The organism is Plantibacter sp. CFBP 13570 (genome assembly GCF_014841395.1).
Classification (GTDB): Bacteria; Actinomycetota; Actinomycetes; order Actinomycetales; family Microbacteriaceae; genus Plantibacter; species Plantibacter auratus.
In genome coordinates this window covers 34,907-55,832 of sequence record NZ_JACYTW010000022.1, presented here as the reverse complement: position 1 = coordinate 55,832, position 20,926 = coordinate 34,907, and the positions used below count along the sequence as shown (strand labels likewise).

19 protein-coding genes are annotated in these 20,926 nt (G+C 69.5%); 16 read left to right on the top strand and 3 right to left on the bottom strand.

From position 1 onward, the window contains the following. The coding region (locus IFT89_RS09670; RefSeq protein ID WP_202938831.1) for a PucR family transcriptional regulator ligand-binding domain-containing protein at window positions 1–470 on the bottom strand (470 nt) is incomplete at its 3' end. Between the two features lie 156 nt (window positions 471–626). On the opposite strand from IFT89_RS09670, the gene gabT reads away from it, so the two are divergent. From gabT to IFT89_RS09615, 11 genes are all read left to right on the top strand, one after another. Next, window positions 627–1,991, top strand: a complete 1,365-nt coding sequence (gene gabT / locus IFT89_RS09665) for a 4-aminobutyrate--2-oxoglutarate transaminase (RefSeq protein WP_202938830.1) — start codon at window positions 627–629, stop codon at window positions 1,989–1,991. A 181-nt stretch (window positions 1,992–2,172) separates the two neighbouring features. Then, window positions 2,173–3,639 (top strand): NAD-dependent succinate-semialdehyde dehydrogenase, encoded by a 1,467-nt coding sequence (locus IFT89_RS09660; protein WP_202938829.1) that lies wholly within the window; start codon window positions 2,173–2,175, stop codon window positions 3,637–3,639. Between the two features lie 283 nt (window positions 3,640–3,922). After that, window positions 3,923–5,281: a flavin monoamine oxidase family protein gene (locus IFT89_RS09655; RefSeq protein ID WP_202938828.1), complete on the top strand. Its 1,359-nt coding sequence runs from the start codon at window positions 3,923–3,925 to the stop codon at window positions 5,279–5,281. Between the two features lie 291 nt (window positions 5,282–5,572). Beyond that, window positions 5,573–6,469 (top strand): universal stress protein, encoded by an 897-nt coding sequence (locus IFT89_RS09650; RefSeq protein ID WP_086474644.1) that lies wholly within the window; start codon window positions 5,573–5,575, stop codon window positions 6,467–6,469. After that, window positions 6,466–8,043 carry an APC family permease gene (locus IFT89_RS09645; RefSeq protein ID WP_079705048.1) on the top strand — a complete coding sequence of 526 codons (1,578 nt, stop codon included), beginning with the start codon at window positions 6,466–6,468 and terminating at the stop codon, window positions 8,041–8,043. The genes IFT89_RS09650 and IFT89_RS09645 overlap by 4 nt, the downstream gene beginning before the upstream one ends. 104 nt (window positions 8,044–8,147) lie before the next feature. Next, a complete protein-coding gene (gene purS / locus IFT89_RS09640; protein WP_064294182.1) occupies window positions 8,148–8,408 on the top strand; it encodes a phosphoribosylformylglycinamidine synthase subunit PurS in 261 nt (86 codons plus the stop codon). Then, a complete protein-coding gene (gene purQ / locus IFT89_RS09635) occupies window positions 8,405–9,106 on the top strand; it encodes a phosphoribosylformylglycinamidine synthase subunit PurQ (protein WP_137242334.1) in 702 nt (233 codons plus the stop codon). The genes purS and purQ overlap by 4 nt, the downstream gene beginning before the upstream one ends. 238 nt (window positions 9,107–9,344) lie before the next feature. After that, window positions 9,345–10,052 (top strand): FadR/GntR family transcriptional regulator, encoded by a 708-nt coding sequence (locus tag IFT89_RS09630; protein ID WP_137242335.1) that lies wholly within the window; start codon window positions 9,345–9,347, stop codon window positions 10,050–10,052. 477 nt (window positions 10,053–10,529) lie between these two features. After that, window positions 10,530–11,801 (top strand): HNH endonuclease signature motif containing protein, encoded by a 1,272-nt coding sequence (locus IFT89_RS09625; RefSeq protein WP_161578555.1) that lies wholly within the window; start codon window positions 10,530–10,532, stop codon window positions 11,799–11,801. Window positions 11,802–12,365: 564 nt separating this feature from the next. Then, window positions 12,366–13,274, top strand: a complete 909-nt coding sequence (locus tag IFT89_RS09620) for an NAD(P)-dependent oxidoreductase (protein ID WP_137242337.1) — start codon at window positions 12,366–12,368, stop codon at window positions 13,272–13,274. A gap of 103 nt (window positions 13,275–13,377) precedes the next feature. Beyond that, window positions 13,378–14,631, top strand: coding sequence for a four-carbon acid sugar kinase family protein (locus tag IFT89_RS09615; protein WP_202938827.1), 1,254 nt, complete (start codon window positions 13,378–13,380; stop codon window positions 14,629–14,631). On the opposite strand, the gene IFT89_RS09610 is transcribed toward IFT89_RS09615, so the two are convergent. Then, window positions 14,628–14,999 carry a winged helix-turn-helix transcriptional regulator gene (locus IFT89_RS09610; RefSeq protein ID WP_064294176.1) on the bottom strand — a complete coding sequence of 124 codons (372 nt, stop codon included), beginning with the start codon at window positions 14,997–14,999 and terminating at the stop codon, window positions 14,628–14,630. The two genes, IFT89_RS09615 and IFT89_RS09610, sit on opposite strands and share 4 nt — an antisense overlap. 116 nt (window positions 15,000–15,115) lie before the next feature. Here IFT89_RS09610 and IFT89_RS09605 point away from each other — a divergent pair, with 116 nt between their 5' ends. The 5 genes from IFT89_RS09605 (at window position 15,116) to IFT89_RS09585 (ending at window position 20,533) form a co-directional block, all read left to right on the top strand. Beyond that, complete coding sequence (locus IFT89_RS09605; protein ID WP_192018787.1) at window positions 15,116–15,973, top strand: SDR family oxidoreductase; 858 nt, start codon at window positions 15,116–15,118, stop codon at window positions 15,971–15,973. 214 nt (window positions 15,974–16,187) lie between these two features. Continuing rightward, a complete protein-coding gene (locus IFT89_RS09600) occupies window positions 16,188–17,891 on the top strand; it encodes an amidohydrolase (RefSeq protein ID WP_202938826.1) in 1,704 nt (567 codons plus the stop codon). A 1-nt stretch (window position 17,892) separates the two neighbouring features. Further along, the gene (locus IFT89_RS09595; RefSeq protein ID WP_192018789.1) at window positions 17,893–18,786 is read left to right on the top strand and encodes an ABC transporter substrate-binding protein; all 894 of its coding nucleotides are present in this window, start codon (window positions 17,893–17,895) and stop codon (window positions 18,784–18,786) included. Between the two features lie 2 nt (window positions 18,787–18,788). Next, complete coding sequence (locus IFT89_RS09590) at window positions 18,789–19,760, top strand: amino acid ABC transporter permease (protein ID WP_079705041.1); 972 nt, start codon at window positions 18,789–18,791, stop codon at window positions 19,758–19,760. Further along, window positions 19,757–20,533, top strand: a complete 777-nt coding sequence (locus IFT89_RS09585; RefSeq protein ID WP_274598595.1) for an amino acid ABC transporter ATP-binding protein — start codon at window positions 19,757–19,759, stop codon at window positions 20,531–20,533. The genes IFT89_RS09590 and IFT89_RS09585 overlap by 4 nt, the downstream gene beginning before the upstream one ends. A gap of 75 nt (window positions 20,534–20,608) precedes the next feature. On the opposite strand, the gene IFT89_RS09580 is transcribed toward IFT89_RS09585, so the two are convergent. Then, window positions 20,609–20,827 (bottom strand): hypothetical protein, encoded by a 219-nt coding sequence (locus IFT89_RS09580; RefSeq protein ID WP_064294172.1) that lies wholly within the window; start codon window positions 20,825–20,827, stop codon window positions 20,609–20,611. Window positions 20,828–20,926: the final 99 nt, after the last annotated feature.

The window sequence follows — 20,926 nt, the reverse complement described above, 5'->3', positions numbered from 1 at the left end:
GTCGCGTCGGGGCGGAGCGCGGCGAACGCGATGGCGCGCTGGGCGCCCAGGGCCCAGGCGTCCCTCGCCCGTGCCGCCTCGGTCAGCAGGTCGGCCGCGTACCGGATGACGGCGATGAACGGCGTGCGGTACGGAACCTCGATGAGCGGCATCCCGTGCGCCGCGCAGGCCTCGGCGAGTTCCGGCGGTGTCCCTGCCGTGATCACCTCGGTGCCGAACCCCAGTCCGGCGACACCGGCGTCGGCGAGACGGGCGACGTACGCCTCGACCTGCGTCGTCGACACCGCGGTCCCGAACTGCGTACCCGTCGTGAGCAGCACCTGGTCGGCGAGGAGGAAGGGCGTGGGGTCCGGCAGGTCGGACCCGGACACCCAGGCGACCTGCCGGTCGAGCGCGCCCTCGGACCCGGCCACCACGAGCTTCAGGCCGAGCGCACGGTGGTCGAGGAGGTCCTGCAGCGTCGGTGCCATGGCGTGAGTCTACGCACGGATGCCGGATCGTCCAACCGATACCGTTCGCATGGACAGACTGTCGACTGCCTCGACGCGGACCGCTGCCTAGCCTGGGTGCACTGCTCGCGGACGACCTCGGCGCCCCCGCCGGACGCGGCAGCCGAAGGAGTACCGATGACGAGCAGCACCGCAGCCCCCGCGCCCTCCATCCTCGGCGGACCCTCGCTCCCTCAGGAACGTCGCCTGGTCACCGCCATCCCCGGACCGATCTCCGAGGAACTCATGGCTCGGAAGCACGCCGCGGTCGCGTCCGGCGTCGGCACGACGATGCCGGTGTTCGCGGCCGGCGCGGGCGGTGGCGTCCTCGTCGACGTCGACGGCAACTCCCTCATCGACCTCGGATCCGGCATCGCCGTGACCGGCGTGGGCAACAGCAACCCGCGCGTCGTCGAGGCCGTCACCCGACAGCTGCAGGAGTTCACCCACACCTGCTTCACCATCACCCCCTACGACTCCTACGTCGAGGTCGCCGAGGCGCTCAACCGCCTCACCCCCGGCGACCACGCCAAGCGCACGGCACTGTTCAACTCGGGCGCGGAAGCAGTCGAGAACGCGGTGAAGATCGCCCGCAGCCACACGAAGAAGCAGGCGGTCGTCGCCTTCGACCACGCGTACCACGGCCGCACGAACCTGACCATGGCCCTGACGGCGAAGTCCATGCCCTACAAGAGCGGGTTCGGCCCCTTCGCCTCCGAGGTGTACCGCGCTCCGTTGTCCTATCCCTTCCGCGACGGAGGACTGACCGGCCCCGAAGCGGCACAACGCGCGATCACCCAGATCGAGAAGCAGATCGGCGCCGACAACCTCGCGGCGATCATCATCGAACCCATCCAGGGCGAGGGCGGCTTCATCGTCCCGGCGGACGGCTTCCTGCCGGCCCTGCTCGACTGGGCCCGCGCGAACGACGTCGTCTTCATCGCCGACGAGGTGCAGACCGGCTTCGCCCGCACGGGTGCGATGTTCGCGTCCGAGCACTTCGACATCGTGCCCGACCTCATCATCACCGCCAAGGGCATCGCGGGCGGCCTGCCACTCTCCGCCGTCACCGGACGCGCGGAGATCATGGACGCCCCGCACGCCGGCGGCCTCGGCGGCACCTACGGCGGCAACCCACTCGCCTGTGTCGCCGCCCTTGCGGCGATCGAAGCGTACGAGGAGGAGGACCTCGCAGCCTCGGCCCGGGCGATCGAAACCCGTATCGTCGACCGCTTCACCGCGGCACAGGCCTCCGACCCCCGCATCGGCGACATCCGCGGGCGCGGCGCCATGATGGCGGTCGAGTTCGTCGACCCAGCGACCGGCGAGCCCGACGCCGCCCTCACGGCACGCGTCGCCAAGGCCGCCCACCAGGCCGGGGTCATCGTCCTCACCTGCGGCACCTACGGCAACGTGGTCCGCTTCCTCCCGCCGCTGACCATCCCCGTCGAGCTGCTCGACGAAGGACTCGACGTCGTCCTCGAGGCGCTCGCCGCGAACTGACGCCCCGCCCGCCGCTTCCTGAGCTTGTCGAAGGGCCGCCCTTCGACAAGCTCAGGGACCGATGGGGTCCCCGCCCTTCGACAAGCTCAGGGACCGATGTGATCGTCCCCGAGCTTGTCGAGGGGCATGCACGCTGAAACACTGTGACCGACGGCACCGACACCACCAAGGAGCTCCACCCATGACCGACGCACGTGAAACCGATCTGCTCGCCAAGGTCCCGAACGGCCTGTTCATCGGAGGCGTCTGGCGCGACGCGACAGAGGGCGCGACGCTCGACGTGAGCGACCCGCCCACCGGCGACGTCATCAAGACGATCGCGGACGCCTCGGTCGCCGACGGCACCGCGGCCCTCGATGCAGCCGTCGCCGCTCAGGACGAGTGGGCGGCGACCGCTCCCCGCACCCGCTCCAACATCCTCCGGAAGGCCTTCGACCTCCTCCAGGAGCGTCGCGAGGAGTTCGCCCTCCTCATGACGCTCGAGATGGGCAAGCCGCTCGCCGAGGCGAACGGCGAGGTCACCTACGGTGGTGAGTTCCTCCGCTGGTTCTCCGAGGAGGCCGTCCGCATCTCCGGACGCTACGGGTCGAACCCCGAGGGCACCGGCATGATGACCGTCTCGCAGCACCCCGTCGGGCCGTGCTTCCTCATCACCCCGTGGAACTTCCCCCTCGCGATGGCGACCCGCAAGATCGCCCCGGCGCTCGCCGCCGGCTGCACGGTCGTCGTCAAGCCCGCCGAGCTCACGCCGCTCACGACCCTGTACTTCGTGAAGCTGCTCGAGGACGCCGGGCTCCCCGCCGGCGTCGTGAACGTCATCACCACCTCCAGCTCCTCCGCAGTGTCCGGCCCGATCATCGCCGACCCGCGGCTCCGCAAACTGAGCTTCACGGGCTCGACGGCCGTCGGTCAGAAGCTCATCGAGCAGTCCGCGAAAAACGTCCTCCGCACCTCGATGGAGCTCGGCGGCAACGCCCCGTTCGTCGTGTTCGAGGACGCCGACCTCGACAAGGCCGTCGAGGGCGCGATGGCCGCCAAGTTCCGCAACATCGGACAGGCGTGCACCGCAGCGAACCGCTTCATCGTCCACCGCGACGTCGCGGACGAGTTCGCGAAGCGCGTCACTGACAAGGTCAACGCGTTCCGCATCGGTCGTGGCACCGAGGACGGCGTGACGATCGGCCCGCTCATCGACGACCGCGCGGTCGCGAAGGCGAAGACCCTCGTGGGCGACGCCGTCGAGCGCGGCGCCGAGGTCCTCACCGGCGGCGAGGCCGTCGACGGCCCCGGCACCTTCTTCCAGCCGACGGTCGTCACCGGGGTCGTGCCGGGGTCCGACATCCTCCGCGAGGAGATCTTCGGCCCGGTCCTCGCGATCGTGCCGTTCGACGACGAGGACGAGGCCGTGCGGCTCGCGAACGACACCGAGTACGGGCTCGTCTCCTACGTGTTCACCAACGACCTCGCCCGCGGACAGCGCATGATCGGCCGTCTGCAGACCGGCATGATGGGCCTCAACGTCGGCGTCATCTCGAACGCCGCAGCACCGTTCGGTGGCATCAAGCAGTCGGGCATCGGACGCGAAGGCGGACTCGAGGGCATCCACGAGTACCTGTACACGAAGTACACCATGACGCCCATCGGCTGACCCGCCTCGGTCGGCACAACGGAAACCGTCGCCGATCGCCGATACGACCGGCGACCTCGCCATCCTCGGTTCCATCCGACCGCCGGATCCGCCATACTCGACTATCGGCGCCGGTCCCGAGCACCAGCCGACACCCGAGTACCATCCCAGTCCAGAGCACCACCCGGCACCCACAGCCCCACCCGGCCCCCGAGCACCACCCGGCACCCACAGCCCCACCCGGCCCCCGAGCACCACCCCGGTCCCTGAGCTTGTCGAAGGGCCACGAACAGGAAGACACCTCATGAGCGCTATCGAACGCGACGTCGTCATCATCGGCGCCGGGGCCTCCGGGCTCACGGCCGCCACCAAGCTCCGCGCGGCGGGCCTGTCCGTCGCCGTCCTCGAGGCGCGCGACCGCGTCGGTGGTCGCCTCTGGACGAACCACATCGACGGAGCCATGCTCGAGCTGGGCGGCCAGTGGGTCTCCCCCGACCAGACCGCCCTGCTCGCCACGCTCGAGGAGCTCGGGCTCGACACCTACTCCCGCTACCGCGAGGGCGACAGCGTCTACGTCAATGCCGAGGGCGTGCGCACCCGCTTCACTGGCGACATCTTCCCCGTCGCCGAGTCGACCGCAGCCGAGATGGAGCGACTCATCACCCTGCTCGACGAGCTCGTGGAGGAGGTCGGCGTCACCGAGCCGTGGGCGCACGCCCGGGCGAAGGAGTACGACCGCATCTCGTGGAGCGCCTGGCTCGCCGAGCAGACGGACGACGTCGAGGCGCGCGACAACATCGCCCTCTTCATCGCCGCCGCGATGCTCACGAAGCCCTCCCACTCCTTCTCGCTCCTGCAGGCGCTCCTCATGGCGGCGTCCGCCGGCAGCTTCACCCACCTCGTCGAGGCCGACTTCATCCTCGACAAGCGCGTCGTCGGCGGCCTGCAGCAGGTTCCGATCAAGCTCGCCGAGGCCCTCGGCGACGACGTCCACCTGTCCTCGCCCGTGCGTCGCCTCGAGTGGTCCGACGCCGGCGTCTCGGCCGAGGCGGACAGCGTCACGGTCAACGCGCGGTACGCGATCGTCGCCGTCCCGCCGAACCTCTACTCCCGCATCGACTTCCAGCCGCCGCTGCCGCGCCTCAGCCACCAGATGCACCAGCACATGTCGCTCGGGCTCGTCATCAAGGTCCACGCCGTGTACGAGACGCCGTTCTGGCGCGAGGACGGCCTCTCGGCCACCGCGTTCAGCCCGTACGAGCTCGTCCACGAGGCCTACGACAACACGAACCACGAGGACCCGCGCGGCACGCTCGTCGGGTTCGTCTCGGACGAGCGCGCCGACGAGGTCTTCAAGCTGAGCGCCGAGGAGCGTCGCGAGGGGATCCTCACCTCCCTGTCCCACTACTACGGCGAGCAGGCGCTCTCCCCCGTCGTCTACTACGAGAGCGACTGGGGCAGCGAGGAGTGGACGCGCGGCGCGTACGCAGCGAGCTTCGACCTCGGTGGGCTCTCACGCTACGGCGCCATGCAGTCGACGCCGGTCGGTCCGATCTTCTGGTCGACGAGCGACCTCGCCGCCGAGGGCTACCAGCACGTTGACGGCGCGATCCGCAAGGGCGCCGACACCGCGGAGGCGATCATCGCCCGCCACCAGGCGTAAGCGTCTCCCGGTTCCTGAGCCTGTCGAAGGGCCTCGGCCCCTGCCCTTCGACAAGCTCAGGAACCGCGTGTCGAAGGGCGCTCCGCTCCCCGCCCACCGCCTCCGGTCCCTGAGCACCACTTCCGGTCCCTGAGCTTGTCGAAGGGCCACCCCCGTCGATACCCTGCACCAACGAAACACCCGCACACCGCCGTGCATCCTGGTCCCGGTCCCTTAACCGGCGGTTCCTGAGCTTGTCGAAGGGCAGGAACCGCCATCACACGCTCGCACCCGATCGAAAGCGAACACCAGATGAGATACATCGTTGGCTACACCGATACGCCGGCGGGACGCGACGCGCTCGCGCTCGGCATCCGGATCGCTCGGACCACCGGCGCCCGGCTCGACATCGTCCTCGTGCTCGCGAACGAGGAACGCCCGACGATCACCCCGGCCGATCCCGGCTACGAGCGGTTCCTCCGTGAGACGGCGGAACGCTGGCTCGCCGAGGCGCTCGACGCGGTCCCAGCCGACATCACGGCCAAGACGCACCTCGTATACGACGAGTCGTTCGCGGAGGGCCTCTTGGAGGCCTCCCGCATCCTCGAGGGCGGGCTCATCATCATCGGTGCGGCGCGCGGCGGACTCCTCGGCCGGTTCACGCTCGGCAGCGTCGCGAACACGCTCCTGCATTCGGCGGTCGTCCCGGTCGCCCTCGCTCCGGTCGGCAGCCGCGACCTCCTCGACGCGCAGCCCACCGGCGGCACGGTCAGCCGGATCACCTGCGCGATCGGCACCCGTGCCGGCGCGCACCAGCTGCTCGACGCGGCCATCGTCGTCGCCAAGAACGCGGTCATCCCGCTCCGTCTGGTGTCGCTCGTCGCACTCGACCAGCCCGAGGGCGCCGAGCACCCCGAGGCGACCGCCCGGGCCGAGTCGCACGCGGCGGAGGTCCTCGCCTACGCGACCGAGCACCTGCCGAAGGACATCGACGTGACCACCGAGATCGCCTCGGGCACCCGCATCGAGGACGCCGTCTCGCACCTCGAGTGGAAGCCCGCGGAGATCGTGCTCGTCGGTTCCAGCCGACTCGCCACCCCGAAGCACCTCTTCCTCGGCTCCACGGCAGCGAAGATGCTGCGGGAGCTCCCCGTACCCATGGTGGTCGTTCCCCGCGACTCCGTGCTGACCCTCGGAGACCCGACATGACTCCTCCCGAAACCACCCCTCCGCGCGACGTCGCCCACCCCGAGACGACCGCGACCGGCGCCCTCTCCAAGAAGGGCCTCGGCGCCGGCACCGTCGGCCTCGTCGGAGCGATCGTCATCGGCATCTCGTGCATCGCCCCGGCGTACACCCTGACCGGTGCCCTCGGTCCGACCGTCGCGGAGGTCGGCACCCACGTGCCGGCCATCTTCCTCGTCGGCTTCATCCCGATGCTGCTCGTCGCCTTCGGCTACCGGGAGCTCAACAGCCGCATGCCGGACTCCGGCACCTCGTTCACCTGGGCGACGCGTGCGTTCGGCCCGTGGGTCGGCTGGATGGCCGGTTGGGGCCTCATCGCCGCGACCATCGTCGTGCTCTCGAACCTCGCGGGCATCGCGGTCGACTTCTTCTACCTGATGCTGTCGCAGATCTTCCAGAACCCCGACATCGCCGGCCTCACGTCGAACCCGTTCATCAACGTCATCACCTGTCTGGCGTTCATGCTCGGGGCGACGCTCATCTCCTACCGCGACATGCAGACGACGCAGAAACTGCAGTACGTGCTCGTGGGCTTCCAGTTGCTCGTGATGGTGCTGTTCGGCATCGTCGCCTTCGCGCACGTCGCGGGCGGTGACGCGTTCGACGCCCTCCCGATCTCGCTGGACTGGTTCAACCCGTTCGCCGTCGGGTCGTTCAGCGCCTTCGCCGCCGGCCTCTCGCTCTCCATCTTCATCTTCTGGGGTTGGGACGTCACGCTGACGATGAGCGAGGAGACGAAGGGGTCGAGCTCGACGCCCGGCAAGGCCGCCACGGCCACGGTCGTCATCATCGTCGTCCTCTACCTGTTCCTGTCGGTCGCGCTCATCAACTACGCGGGCGTCGGCGACGGCGAGTTCGGGCTCGGCAACGAGGACATCCAGGGCAACGTGTTCTTCTCGCTCGCGGGGCCCATCCTCGGTCCGCTCGCGATCCTCGTGTCGATCGCGGTGCTGTCCTCCTCGGCCGCCTCGCTGCAGTCGACGTTCGTCTCCCCCGCGCGGACCCTGCTCGCGATGGGGCACTACGGCGCGCTGTCGCCGAAGTTCTCGAAGGTGCACCCGAAGTTCTTCACGCCCGGCTACGCGACGATCGTCTCGAGTGTCGTCGCGTCGGTGTTCTACGCGGTCATGCGCTTCATCTCCGAGGACGTGCTCTGGGACACGATCACGACCCTCGGCATGATGATCTGCTTCTACTACGGCCTGACGGCGTTCGCGTGCGTCTGGTACTTCCGGAAGCAGTGGTTCTCGAGCGCACGGAACTTCTTCTTCCAGTTCTTCTCCCCGCTCGTCGGCGGTCTCATCCTGGGCGTGCTCTTCTTCACCACGATCATCGAGAGCGCCGACCCCGACTACGGCAGCGGGTCGAACATCGGCGGTGTCGGACTCGTGTTCATCCTCGGCATGATCATCATCGTGGCGGGCATCGTCATCATGCTCATCCAGGCGAAGCTCCGACCGGACTTCTTCCGCAACAAGACGCTCGCCCGCGGCATCGCCGGCGACGCGAACGAAGCGGACGCCGCCCTCCCGGAATGACCCGCTGACCACGACGCCCGTCCGACGGACCTCGTCGGACGGGCGTCGTGCGCTCGGCGCTAGACTGTTCGCATCCCCGCCGCGTCGCAACGAAAGAGACCTCCGTGCCGACCATCGTCGTAGAAGTCATGCCGAAAGCCGAACTGCTGGACCCCCAGGGCAAGGCCGTCGCCGGCGCCCTCGCGCGTCTCGGCAAGAGCGAGTTCACCGATGTCCGCATCGGCAAGCGCTTCGAGCTCACGGTCGACGGCCCCATCACCGACGCCACGCGCGCCACGGTGCAGCAGATCGCCGACGACATCCTCTCGAACGCCGTGATCGAGGACGTCGTGGCCATCCACTACCCCGAGGGCTCCGAGGCATGACAACCCGTATCGGTGTCATCACCTTCCCCGGTTCGCTCGACGACCGCGACGCCCAGCGCGCGGTCCGCATGGCGGGTGCCGAGGCCGTCGCGCTCTGGCACGGCGACCACGACCTCCAGGGTGTCGACGCCGTCATCCTTCCGGGTGGCTTCAGCTACGGCGACTACCTCCGCGCCGGCGCGATCGCCGCAGTCTCACCGATCATGACCGAGCTGAAGGACGCCGCCGGCAAGGGCATGCCGATCCTCGGGATCTGCAACGGCTTCCAGATGCTCGTCGAGGCACACCTGCTGCCCGGTGGCCTCATCCGGAACGCCCACCAGCAGTTCATCCGTCGCGACCAGCTACTCACGGTCGAGAACGCCGACACCGCCTGGACCCACCAGTTCTCGAAGGGGCAGGAGATCACCATCCCGCTCAAGAACGCCGACGGCGGCTACATCGCCGACGCCGAGACCCTGGCACGTGTCGAGGGCGAGGGCCTGGTCGCCTTCCGCTACGCGGGCGTGAACCCGAACGGTTCGCTCGACGACATCGCCGGCCTCACGAACCCGGCCGGCAACGTCGTCGGGCTCATGCCGCACCCCGAGCACGCGATCGAGCCGGGCTTCGGTCCCGACACCCCGCTCGCCATGCGCTCCGGTGTCGACGGTCTCGCCTTCTTCACGAGCGCCGTGCAGGCCCTCCAGGCGGTCTAGCCAACACACGTCGTTTCCACGCCCGTCCCGATCCGTCGGGGCGGGCGTGTTGCGTCGGTGGAGGGAATCTGCAGCGCCGCCCCGGTCCCTGAGCCCCACCCCGGTCCCTGATCCCCACCCCGGTCCCTGATCCCTACCACCCCGGTCCCTGAGCCCCAATCCGGTCCCTGAGCTTGTCGAAGGGCGGCCCGCACCACCGGCTACCATCGACACTGGTCGGACCAATCGAGGGGGCAGCATGGCGGAGCCGCTCGAAGCGCTCGTGGCGAGGCTCGTCGAACTGGCCACGCCGGAGCCCGGCACCACCGCGCGGCGCCTGCCTCCGGAACGCGAGCTCGGCGAGGCACTGCAGATGAGCCGCGGCGCCCTTCGCGAACAGCTCGCAGTCCTCGAACGGCTCGGCTTCCTCCACCGCACCCAGGGTCGGGGCACCTCCATCGACGCTCCGGGCGACGACTTCGTCCGCAGTTGGTTCACCATCTCCCGTCAGCTGGGCTACCTGTCCGACGATCAGTTCGCCCGCTCGCGCATGATGCTGGAGGAGACCGTCGCCGAGGCGGCGGCCGGGCTCGTCACCGACGAAGCGGTCGCAGTGCTGCGCGACGACGTCGACCGCATGATCGCCGCGACGCTCGCCGGGGATCACGATGCGGCGCTCGAGGCCGACGTCGACTTCCACAGCCGACTGAACGCCATCGTCGACGACCCGATCTTCCGACTCATGCACGAGGGCTTCAGTCACGTGCTCCGCGAGACGATCCGGCAGCGTCGACTCCGCGCGATCGAGGTGGAGCAGCCGGACGAACGAGGCGTCCGTCGGACCGACAGCGTGCACTACGCCGTCGTCGACGCCCTGGCCGCTCGAGACGCCGAGGGCGCCCGACGCGCGATGCGCCAGCACTTCGAGGACTGGTTGCAGCTCGAAGCCGACGACGGCGCGAGCTGACGCTTCGCGGCCGCCACGCCGTTCGGGCAACCTCAACCGATCCCTGAGTCTGTCGAAGGGCACTCGTTGGCACTTCGACAAGCTCAGTGACCGGAAGAGATGCACGCGGATTCCTTCCGGACCCAGAGCAACCCCCTCCGGTCCCTGAGCAACCCCCTCCGCTCCCTGAGCAACCCCCTCCGCTCCCTGAGCAACCCTCTTCGGTCCCTGAGCAACCCTCTCCGGTCCCTGAGCCTGTCGAAGGGCACTCATAGCACTTCGACAAGCTCAGTGACCGGAAGAGGTGCACCCGCACTCACTCCGGTCTCCGAGGGCCCCCCTCCGCTCCCTGAGCCTGTCGAAGGGCCCACGGGAGAACCCCGCGAATCCGGCATGCCTCCTCCGCTCCCTGAGCCTGTCGAAGGGCCCACGGGGACACTTCCACAACCGGGCCGACTCAGCATCTGGAATGTCAGTGGTCCATGGTGGACTGGTTCCATGACCGAGACCACCTCCGCCGCGATCCGCGCGAGCGACGAGTACGCCGCGCACCTTGCGGAGTTCTCGGACCATTACGCGGACATCCAGCGGCGGCGTGCTGCTTTGGACGCCGAGGAGGCCAGGCTGCTTGCTCGCTCTGCCGCTTACGCGGACGCCTTCGCAGACGTCACGGTTCCGGCGATCTTCCCGCCGGCTGAACGGCAGGCGCTCTCCCGCCGATCGACCTGCGCAGCCCTCGCGATGGCGACGCGCACCCCCGAGCTGACCGTTCAGCGGGCGACGAACGACGCGGAACGGCTCGTCAACGACGCACCGGCCGTGCTGGCCTCGCTCGAAGCCGGCCGCATCTCGGCGCGGCACGCGCAGACGATCATCGATCAACTCAGTGATGTGCCGACCGCAGGGCGGGCGGTGTTCCTCGCTGAGGTCCTGCCGGTTGCGGAAGAGTCCACCAACGCGAACCTCCGCAGGCGCGCCCGCGTCCTGCGCGAGCGCCTCCACCCGGAATCCATCACCGCCCGCGCGGTCCGCTCAGAGGCCGACCGCCGGGTGGAGTTCGAGCCCGCAGCCGACGGCATGGCGTGGGTGCACTTGTTCACGACGGCACCCATCGCGCAGGGCATCATCGAGCGCGTCGAGGCCGCGGCAGCGGAGTCGCGCAATGCGGGTGACACTCGCACGTGCGCCCAGCTGCAGGCGGACGCCCTGGCGGCGCTCGCGCTCACCGGCGTCACGCCGGAAGACGTGATTTCGAGCTCGGTCCTTCCGCACCCGATCGAGGTGCAGGAGCACATCAAGCCAACCGTGCAGATCACGGTCCCGGCGCTCACGATGGCCGGAGTCTCCGACGCACCCGGCATGCTCGATGGCTACGGTCCTATCGACCCCGAGACCGCTGCACGTATCGCAGTGAACGCACCCAGCTTCACCCGGATACTCGTCCAACCCGAGACCGGCACGATCTTGTCGGTCGGGCGGGGCCAGTACCGCGTTCCGGCCGACCTGCAACGGGCCGTGCGCCTCCGGGACGGCACATGTCGGGCACCGGGCTGCGGCAGGCGCGCCAGAGCATGTGACCTCGATCATTCGGTCGCCTGGGACGACGGCGGGACGACAGATGTCGGGAATCTCGCCTGCCTCTGTCGACATCACCACCGGATGAAGCACCTCCCCGGCTGGAACCTCGACCACGGGCCCGGCGGGGTCCTCGATTGGACGACACCCGACGGGAAGCATCACCGGACCGAACCGGACCCCGCGCCGTTCTGACCCCCGCAGGTCCCTGAGCCTGTCGAAGGGTTCTTCGTGGGCACTTCGACAGGCTCAGTGACCGGGAGAGGTTCTCCCGGAACGACGAAGCGTTCTCCTGGGCACTTCGACAGGCTCAGTGACCGGAAGAGGTATGCCCGCAGTGTCTCGGTCCCTGAGCCTGTCGAAGGGCAGCCCGGGCCGTGTCACCTCAGTGACCGGGAGCGGTGCGCCCGGAACGACGAAGCGTTCTCGTGGGCACTTCGACAGGCTCAGCGACCGGGCTGGACTGTGCTCGCGCGCTTTCGGTCCCTGAGCCTGTCGAAGGGCAGCCAAGCCGGGCCACCTCGGTCATCGGGCTAGGGTCGCCCGGATCACCCTCGATCTCTGAGCTGCGCCGCCCTGGGCCCGTCAAGTGTCGAAAGCCACTCCGGCACCTCGACACGTTCGGTGACCGAGAGAGGCACGTCCGAATCACTCCGGTCCCTGAGCTCATCGACGGGCAGCCGGGCGCCCACCACCGGGTGCTTGCCCGTGCAGACCTCCGCGGTTACGATTGGTCCAACCAATCCCCCGGAGGACGCCATGGCATCGACGCCACAGCCCGCACACACCATCACCTTCGTCGGCATCGGCGCGATCGGCCTGCCGATGGCCACCCAGCTCGCCGCGGCCGGCCACCGGGTCACGGGCGTCGACCCCTTCCCCGCCGCACGGGAACGCGCGGCCGCCGCAGGCATCAGCGCGGTCGAGTCGATCACCGAGGCACCGCAGGCCGACACCGTCGTGGTCATGGTCGCGACGCCCGACCAGCTCGCCGAACTCGTCACCCTCGCCCTCGCCGACACTGATCCCGCCGGCCAGACCTGGATCATCATGAGTACCGTCGGCCCCGCCTCCGTCGTCGAGCAGGCCGCCCGTCTCGAAGCCGCGGGCGCAGCGGTGGTCGACGCCCCGGTCACCGGCGGCGTGGCACGCGCCAGCACTGGCGAGCTCACCATGTTCGTTTCCGGATCCCCCGCCGCCACCGCGGCCGCAACGGAGCCGCTCGCCGCTCTCGGCACCGCCAGGATCGTCGGCGAAGCCATCGGCGACGGCCAGGCGATCAAGGTCGTCAACCAGCACCTCTGCGCGGTGCACATCGCCGCTGCCGCCGAAGCCCTCGCCCTCGCGTCCTCGCTCGGCCTCGATCCGGCGGCCGTCCTCCCCCTCGTCGAGTCCGGTGCGGCCGCATCCTGGATGCTGTCGGACCGAGGACCCCGCATGCTGCAGGACACCGATGCCCCGGTGATGAGCCGCGTCGACATCTTCGTCAAGGACACCGGCCTCGTCGCCGATGCGGCGAGCGCCGCCGGAGCCGCTACCCCCGTCCTCGATGCGGCGCGCGAACGCTTCCTCGCCGCTGCGGCGTCCGGCCTCGGCGCACGCGACGACTCCCGAGTGATCGAGACCTACCAGGATGCCGGCCACCCCCGCCAGGAGACCAACGCATGAAGACCCTCATCCTCGACGACGGCACGTCGCACCGCCCAGGAGCCCCACGCATGACGCCCCAGCCCCTCGGAGCCGCACGTTCCACCACCCAGGGGACCAACGCATGAAGACCCTCATCCTCGACGACGACCCCACCGGCACGCAGTCGGCCTCCGGCGTCGACGTCCTCCTGGAATGGGACGCCGACCTCATCGAGCAGGCCCTCGGCCGAGCCGACGCGGTCTACCTGCTCACGAACACCCGCGCCGTCCCGGAGGACGAGGCCGTCGCGCTCCTGGAACGCACCCGCGAGCAGGCGGCGGCGGCCGGCCGTCGTCTCGGAGAACGCATCCACGTCGTCCTCCGAGGCGACTCGACCCTGCGCGGGCACGTGTTCCCCGAGACCGCCGTCTTCACCGGGGACCGCAGCGTCATCGTGTTCGTCCCGGCCTTCCCGGAGGGCGGGCGCACGACGATCGACGGCACCCACTACGTCCGGATCGGTGACGAGACACTGCCGGCCCACGAGACGGAGTACGCCCAGGACCCCGTGTTCCCGTTCCGCTCGGGACACCTGCCGGACTACGTGCGCGAACAGTCCGGGCGGGAGACCGCCCACTTCGGTCTGGCGGGTCTCCGCGACGGCGCCGCCGAGTTCCGTGCAGCTCTCCGCGATGCCGTTCCCGGAACCGTTCTCCTTCCGGACGCGGAGACGGGAGACGACGTCCGGATCATCGCGCAGGCCATCACGGCGGCCTGGGCCGACGGAGCCGACGTGGTCGTCCGGTCAGCGTCACCCCTCGCCGCGGCCATCGCGGGCGTCGAGAGCGACGGCCTCCTCCCCTCGCCGCTCGTCGCGAAGCCGGTCGCCGCGCTCCTCGTCTGCGGCTCCCACACCATCGGTGCGACGCGACAGCTCGCGCCCGTCGAGGCGGCGTTCGGCCCCGCCGAGATCGTCCCGACGAGCGACGCCCTCCAGGATGCCGCCGCCACCGGGCGGGCCGTGGCGGAGGCCGCTCGAGCGAGACTCACCGCGACGGGGTTCGCCGCGATCTCGTCCGAGCGGGAACGGGACGCCTCGCACAACACGCTCGACCACGGCGAGCGGGTGATGATCGCACTGACGTCGGCGACCGCTGCGCTCCGACGATCGGTGGAGGTCGTCGTGTCGAAGGGCGGCATCACCTCCGCCGAGGTCGCCCGGGTCGGACTCGGCGCCAGGCGCGCACGCGTCCTCGGGCAGGTGCTGCCAGGGGTCTCGGTGTGGAGCGTGGTGACACCCGAGGACGAGGAGAAGCTCTACGTGGTCGTCCCGGGGAACGTCGGCGACCCGTCGACGCTCGTGGACGTCCTTGCAGCGCTCGGCCGGACCGCCTAGCGCCCGAGGATCTCCGACGCGTTGTGGTCGATCCACGCCATCAAGGGCATCAGGTGCTCGTTGAGGTCGCGACCCCGGTCGCTCAGGCTGTACTCGACACGGGGCGGGATCTCGGGGTGCGCGACGCGGACGACGAGTCCGTCCTCCTCGAGCGTGCGGAGCGTCTGGGCCAGCATCTTCTCGCTGATGCCCTGGACCACGCGTCGCAGCTCACCCCAGCGATGAGTGCCGTCGGACAGCGCCAGGAGGACGAGGACGCCCCACTTGCTGGTCACGTGGTCGAGCACCGTGCGCGAGGGGCAGGCGGCAGGCAGGATGCCGTCGGTGAATCCGGGGCGTCTTCCCAGCTGCGTGTCTACGCTTGTCATGACTCATTCCTTACTTATCGGACAGTAGCTTACCTCAAAGTGGGTACTGCAGATCGGGAAGTAATGTGATCGGAAGCGGGTTCCTCCTCAGCGAACCCCATCGAAAGGACCCTCACATGTCTCTCGTCGTCACCGGAGCCACCGGCCAGCTCGGCCACCTCGTCGTCGAGCACCTGCTCGCCCGCGGCACCGACCCCGCCACCATCGTCGCCACCGGCCGCCGGACCGAGGCGCTCGCCGATCTCGCCGCACAGGGCGTCCGCACCGCGAAGGTCGACTTCGCCGACCCGGCCACCCTCGACGCCGCCCTCGAGTCCGGCGACACGGTCCTGCTCGTCTCCAGCAGCGAGGTCGGCCAGCGCGTCGCCCAGCACGCCGCGGTCATCGACGCCGCCAAGCGCGCCGGCGTCGCCCGCCTCGTCTACACGAGCGCGCTCCGGGCCGACACCTCCCCGCTGATCCTCGCCCCCGAGCACAAGGCGACCGAGGAGCTCATCCACGCGTCCGGCCTCCCGTTCACCATCCTCCGCAACGGCTGGTACACCGAGAACTACGGCCAGTCCGTCGACCAGGCCAAGGCGACCGGATCGTTCGTCGGGAGCGTCGGCGACGGTCTCGTGTCGAGCGCGTCGCGCACCGACTACGCGGAGGCGGCCGCCGTCGTCCTCACCACCGAGGGCCACGAGGGCAAGGCCTACGAGCTCGCCGGCGACGTCGCGTGGTCGCACCCCGAGCTGGCGCAGGCGATCGGCGAGGTCGTCGGCCGCGAGGTCGTGTACCAGGACCTCTCCCCTGAGGACCACCTGAAGGCGCTGCTGGCCGCCGGTCTCGACGAGGGCACCGCGGGATTCGTCGTCGCCCTCGACGGCAACACCCGTGACGGGCTCCTCGCCGACACGAGCGGCGACCTCGGTCGCCTCATCGGGCGTCCGACGACGCCCCTGGTCGACGGGCTGCGCACGCTCGTCGCCTGAGCCGCCGTCCACACCTCCTGCAATCAGCCGGGCCCGGAGCGCTTGCTTCGGGCCCGTTCGCGTGCGCTGAGGCTCCGACTGAAGGATTCCGTTGCAGAAACGCGATCAGACGCACGAATCCGTCACCTCGATCCGGGTTATGCTCTCGATACCGCTAGCGCGCCGAGGATGACGCGCCGGCCAGACGGCACCACCGACGCTTCGAGCAGGTGATATGACGAGCAACGCGGACACGGTCTTCACCGGAGGCACCGTCTTCCGGAACGCCCTGCTCACGCCGCAGACCGGAGCCGTCGCCGTCTCCGACGGCCGGATCGTCGCCCTCGACGCCGATGCACACGCGGCGATCGGTCCCGACACCGAGATCGTGGACCTCCGAGGCGGTCTCCTGCTCCCCGGCTTCGTCGACGCGCACGTCCACCCCGTCGAGGCCGGACTCGAACAGCTCGCGTGCGACCTGTCGGCCGAGCGCACACCCGAGGGGTACCTCGCCACGATCGCCGCCTACGCCGAGGCCCACCCCGAGCGCCCGTGGATCGTCGGCGGCGGCTGGCAACAGGCCGCCTTCCCCGGCGGCACCCCGCTCGCCGCGGACCTCGACCGAGTGGTGCCGGACCGGCCCGTCTTCCTCCAGAACCGCGACCACCACGGAGCCTGGGTGAACACCGAGGCACTCCGTCTCGCCGGCATCGACCACACCACACCGGACCCCGCCGACGGCCGGATCGAGCGGGACGCGAACGGCACCCCGAACGGCATGCTCCACGAGGGTGCCCGCTCGCTCGTGTCCCGGTTCGTCCCCGTCGACACCGACGAGGACGTCGCGGCCGCCCTCGTCGCAGCCCAGCAGACCCTCCACGGCTTCGGCGTCACCGGCTGGCAGGACGCGATCGTCGGCGACTACGGCAGCCACACCGACACGAGCGACGCCTACCTGCAGGCCATGGCGGACGGGTCGCTCACCAGCGACGTCGTGGGGGCGCTCTGGTGGGACCGGGATCGTGGGCTCGAGCAGATCGACGACCTCGTTGCACACCGCGCCGCGATCGCACGCCGCGCCGCAGCCCTCGGGACGACGACCGGGCGCTTCACCGCGGGCACCGTCAAGATCATGCAGGACGGCATCCCCGAGAACCGCACCGCCGCGATGATCGACCCCTACCTCCGCACCTGCCACTGCGGTGACACCGCGCCCGAGCACGGCATCTCCTTCCTGGAGCCCGCGATCCTCGTCGAGGCGGTCACGAGGCTCGACGCCGCGGGGTTCCAGGTCCACTTCCACGCGATCGGCGACCGGGCGGTCCGCGAGTGCCTCGACGCCCTCGAGGCCGCGCGGGAGCGCAACGGCGAGAGCGACAACCGGCACCACATCGCGCACGTGCAGATCGTCCATCCCGACGACCTGCCGCGGTTCGCCCGACTCGGCGTCACGATGAACATGCAGGCGCTCTGGGCCACGTGGGAGCCCCAGATGCTCGAGTTGAACCTGCCCCTGCTCGGCGACGAACGCGCCTCCTGGCAGTATCCGTTCGGCGATGCGGCACGACTCGGCACCCTGCTCTGCGCCGGATCGGACTGGCCCGTCACGACCCCCGACCCGTGGCAGGCCCTGCATGTGGCCGTCAACCGGACGCTGCCGGCCGACGATCCCGACCATCACCCCGAACCGCTCAACCCCGGACAGTCGCTGACGCTCGGAGCGGCGATCGCCGCGTACACGCACGGGTCCAACCGGATCGACCACCGCGACGACACCGGCGTGATCGAGGTCGGTGCCGTCGCAGACCTCGTCCTCGTCGATCGTGACCCCTTCGCCGGCCCCACCACCGAGATCGCCCACACCAGGACCGTCGGGACCTGGATCGCCGGACGCCGCGTCTTCACCTCCACCACCACATCAACCGAGCAAGGAACCTGACATGAAGAACCGATACCTGCTCCCGGCCGCACTCACGGCCGCCGCCGCGCTGCTGCTCACCGGCTGCGTCAACAACGAGGTCGCCACGCCCGACGCCACCGGCTCAGCGGCCGCGGTGACCGTCGACAAGGCCGCCGAGGCCCTGCTCCCCGACGACATCCGTCAGGCCGGCAAGCTCATCCTCGGCACCGACGCGACCTACGCGCCCAACGAGTTCAAGGACGCGAACGGCGACCCGATCGGTTGGGAGATCGAGCTCGCCGACGCGATGGCCGGCAAGCTCGGCCTCACCACCGACTACCAGGTGGCGAAGTTCGACAACATCATCCCGAGCATCACCGGTGGCAAGTACGACGTCGGGCTGTCGTCCTTCTTCGACACCAAGGAACGTCAGCAGCAGGTCGACATGGTCGACTACTTCACGGCCGGGATCCAGTGGGCCACCCTCGCGGGCAAGTCCGTCGACCCCGACAACGCCTGCGGGCTGAAGGTCGCCGTCCAGAACGGCACGACGGAGGCCCTCGACGACGTCCCCGCCAAGTCGCAGGCCTGCACCGACGCCGGCAAGCCCGCGATCGAGGCCCTCGGCTACGACACGCAGGACGAGGCGACGGCAGCAGTCACGCTCGGCCGCGCCGACGCGATGACCGCCGACTCACCGGTCGTGCAGTACGCCGTCCAGCAGAGCGACGGGAAGCTCGAGCTCTCCGGTGACGTCTACTCGACGTTCCTCTACGGCATGCCGATCGCCAAGGACCGCGGCGACCTCGGCAAGGCCCTCCAGGCCGCCCTGCAGTCCCTCATGGACGACGGCACCTACGGCTCGATCCTGAGCAAGTGGGGCGTCGAGTCCGGCGCCATCGACAAGATCGACATCAACGGCGCGACGAGCTGACCATGAGCGACTCCAGAACCACCGGAACGGCGTCCGCGCCCCCGGTGCCGTTGAAGGTCGTCAAGCTCCGCCATCCCTGGCGGAACGTGTTCGCCGTCATCATCGTGCTGTTGCTCGTCGCCTTCGTGGTCGACGCGGCGACGCGGCCGGCGTACGACTGGCCGGCCGTCGGCAAGTACGTCTTCGACCGGCGGATCACCATGGCAGCGCTCATCACGCTGCAGCTGACGGTGTACTCGATGATCGGCGCCATCGTCCTCGGCGTCGTGCTCGCGATCATGCGGCTGTCGCCGAACCCGGTGCTCAAGGCCATCGCGTGGGGCTTCGTCTGGCTGTTCCGCGGGACGCCGGTCTACGTGCAGCTGGTCTTCTGGGGCCTGCTCGCGACGATCTACCCGACGCTCAACATCGGCCTGCCGTTCCTCCCGCCGATCGCGCAGCTGCCGACGGACGCCGCGCTGAACACCTTCTGGATCGCCGTCATCGGGCTGGCACTCAACGAGGCCGCCTACATGTCGGAGATCGTGCGCGCCGGTCTGCTGTCGGTGGACCGCGGACAGGAGGAGGCGTCGACGGCGCTCGGGATGAGCTGGGCGCAGACGATGCGACGGGTCATCCTGCCGCAGTCGATGCGGATCATCATCCCGCCGACGGGCAACGAGGTGATCTCGATGCTCAAGACCACTTCGCTTGTGACGGCCGTCCCGTTCACGCAGGAGCTCTACACGAGGTCGAGGGACATCTCGTCCGAGACGTTCAACCCGATCCCGCTGCTCATCGTCGCGTCGCTCTGGTACCTGCTGTTCACCTCGATCCTCATGGTGGGTCAGTACTTCCTGGAGAAGCGGTTCGCGCGCGGACTCACCCGCATCGACGCCGGGGCACCGGTCACCACCGAGGCCATCCAGGTCCAGGAGGCGGAGGCGCGCGCGAAACAGAGCCCCGCCGACGGCGAGAGCGGAGAACGACGATGACGATCACGGACACGACCGACATGGTCCGCGCCGAGGGCGTGGTGAAGTCCTTCGGCTCGAACACGGTGCTCAAGGACATCTCCCTGACGGTTCGACGCGGCGAGGTGATGTGCCTGGTCGGGCCGTCGGGCTCCGGTAAGTCGACCTTCCTGCGCTGCATCAACCACCTGGAGCGGGTCGACGGCGGACGGTTGCTCGTCGAGGGTGACCTCATCGGATACCGCGAGCGGGGCGACAAGCTCTACGAGCTGAAGCCCAAGGAAGCGGCGAAGCAGCGGCGCGACATCGGCATGGTGTTCCAGCGGTTCAACCTGTTCCCCCACATGACGGCGCTCGAGAACATCATCGAGGCGCCCATGCAGGTGAAGGGCCAACGGCGAGCGGTCGCCGAACAGCGCGGCCGGGAACTCCTGGACCGGGTCGGTCTGAGCGACAAGGCGGCTGCGTACCCCGGTCACCTGTCGGGCGGTCAGCAGCAGCGGGTCGCGATCGCGCGGGCCCTCGCGATGGATCCGAAGCTCATGCTGTTCGACGAGCCGACATCGGCGCTCGATCCGGAGCTGGTCGGTGAGGTCCTCGACGTCATGAAGGGGCTCGCGAAGGACGGCATGACGATGATCGTCGTGACCCACGAGATGGGGTTCGCCCGAGAAGTGGCCGACTCGCTCGTGTTCATGGACGGCGGCGTGGTCGTAGAGACGGGAGCGCCCCGCGAGGTGCTCGCCAATCCGCAGCACGCCAGGACACGCGCGTTCCTGTCGAAGGTGTTGTGAGCACGAACGCCGCCCGCTCTCCCAGACCGGGGCGAGCGGGCGGCGTTCTGCCCGAGGACGGGCGGGCGAAGGGGCTCAGTGGAGCTTCTTCTGGACTTCCTTCTGGGCCTTCGCCGTGGCCTTCTTCGCGTTCTTCACGGCCTTCTTGCGCGCCTTCTCGACGCGAGGGTCGTTCCAGAACTCTTCTGCGGCGTGCTTGATCTCGCGGTACCGGGTGCGTCCGGCCTTCGCGCCGAGCGTGTAGGCACCGAAGGCGATGAGGCCGACGATGATGAGGAGGATCTTCTTACCCATGGTGTTGCTCCCTCTCCCACGGATCGCCGTGGGGCGTTGATGTGTCCCGATGGTTCATCCCGCGACACTGGCATTCTGCGACGCGCGGCTGCGGATCAG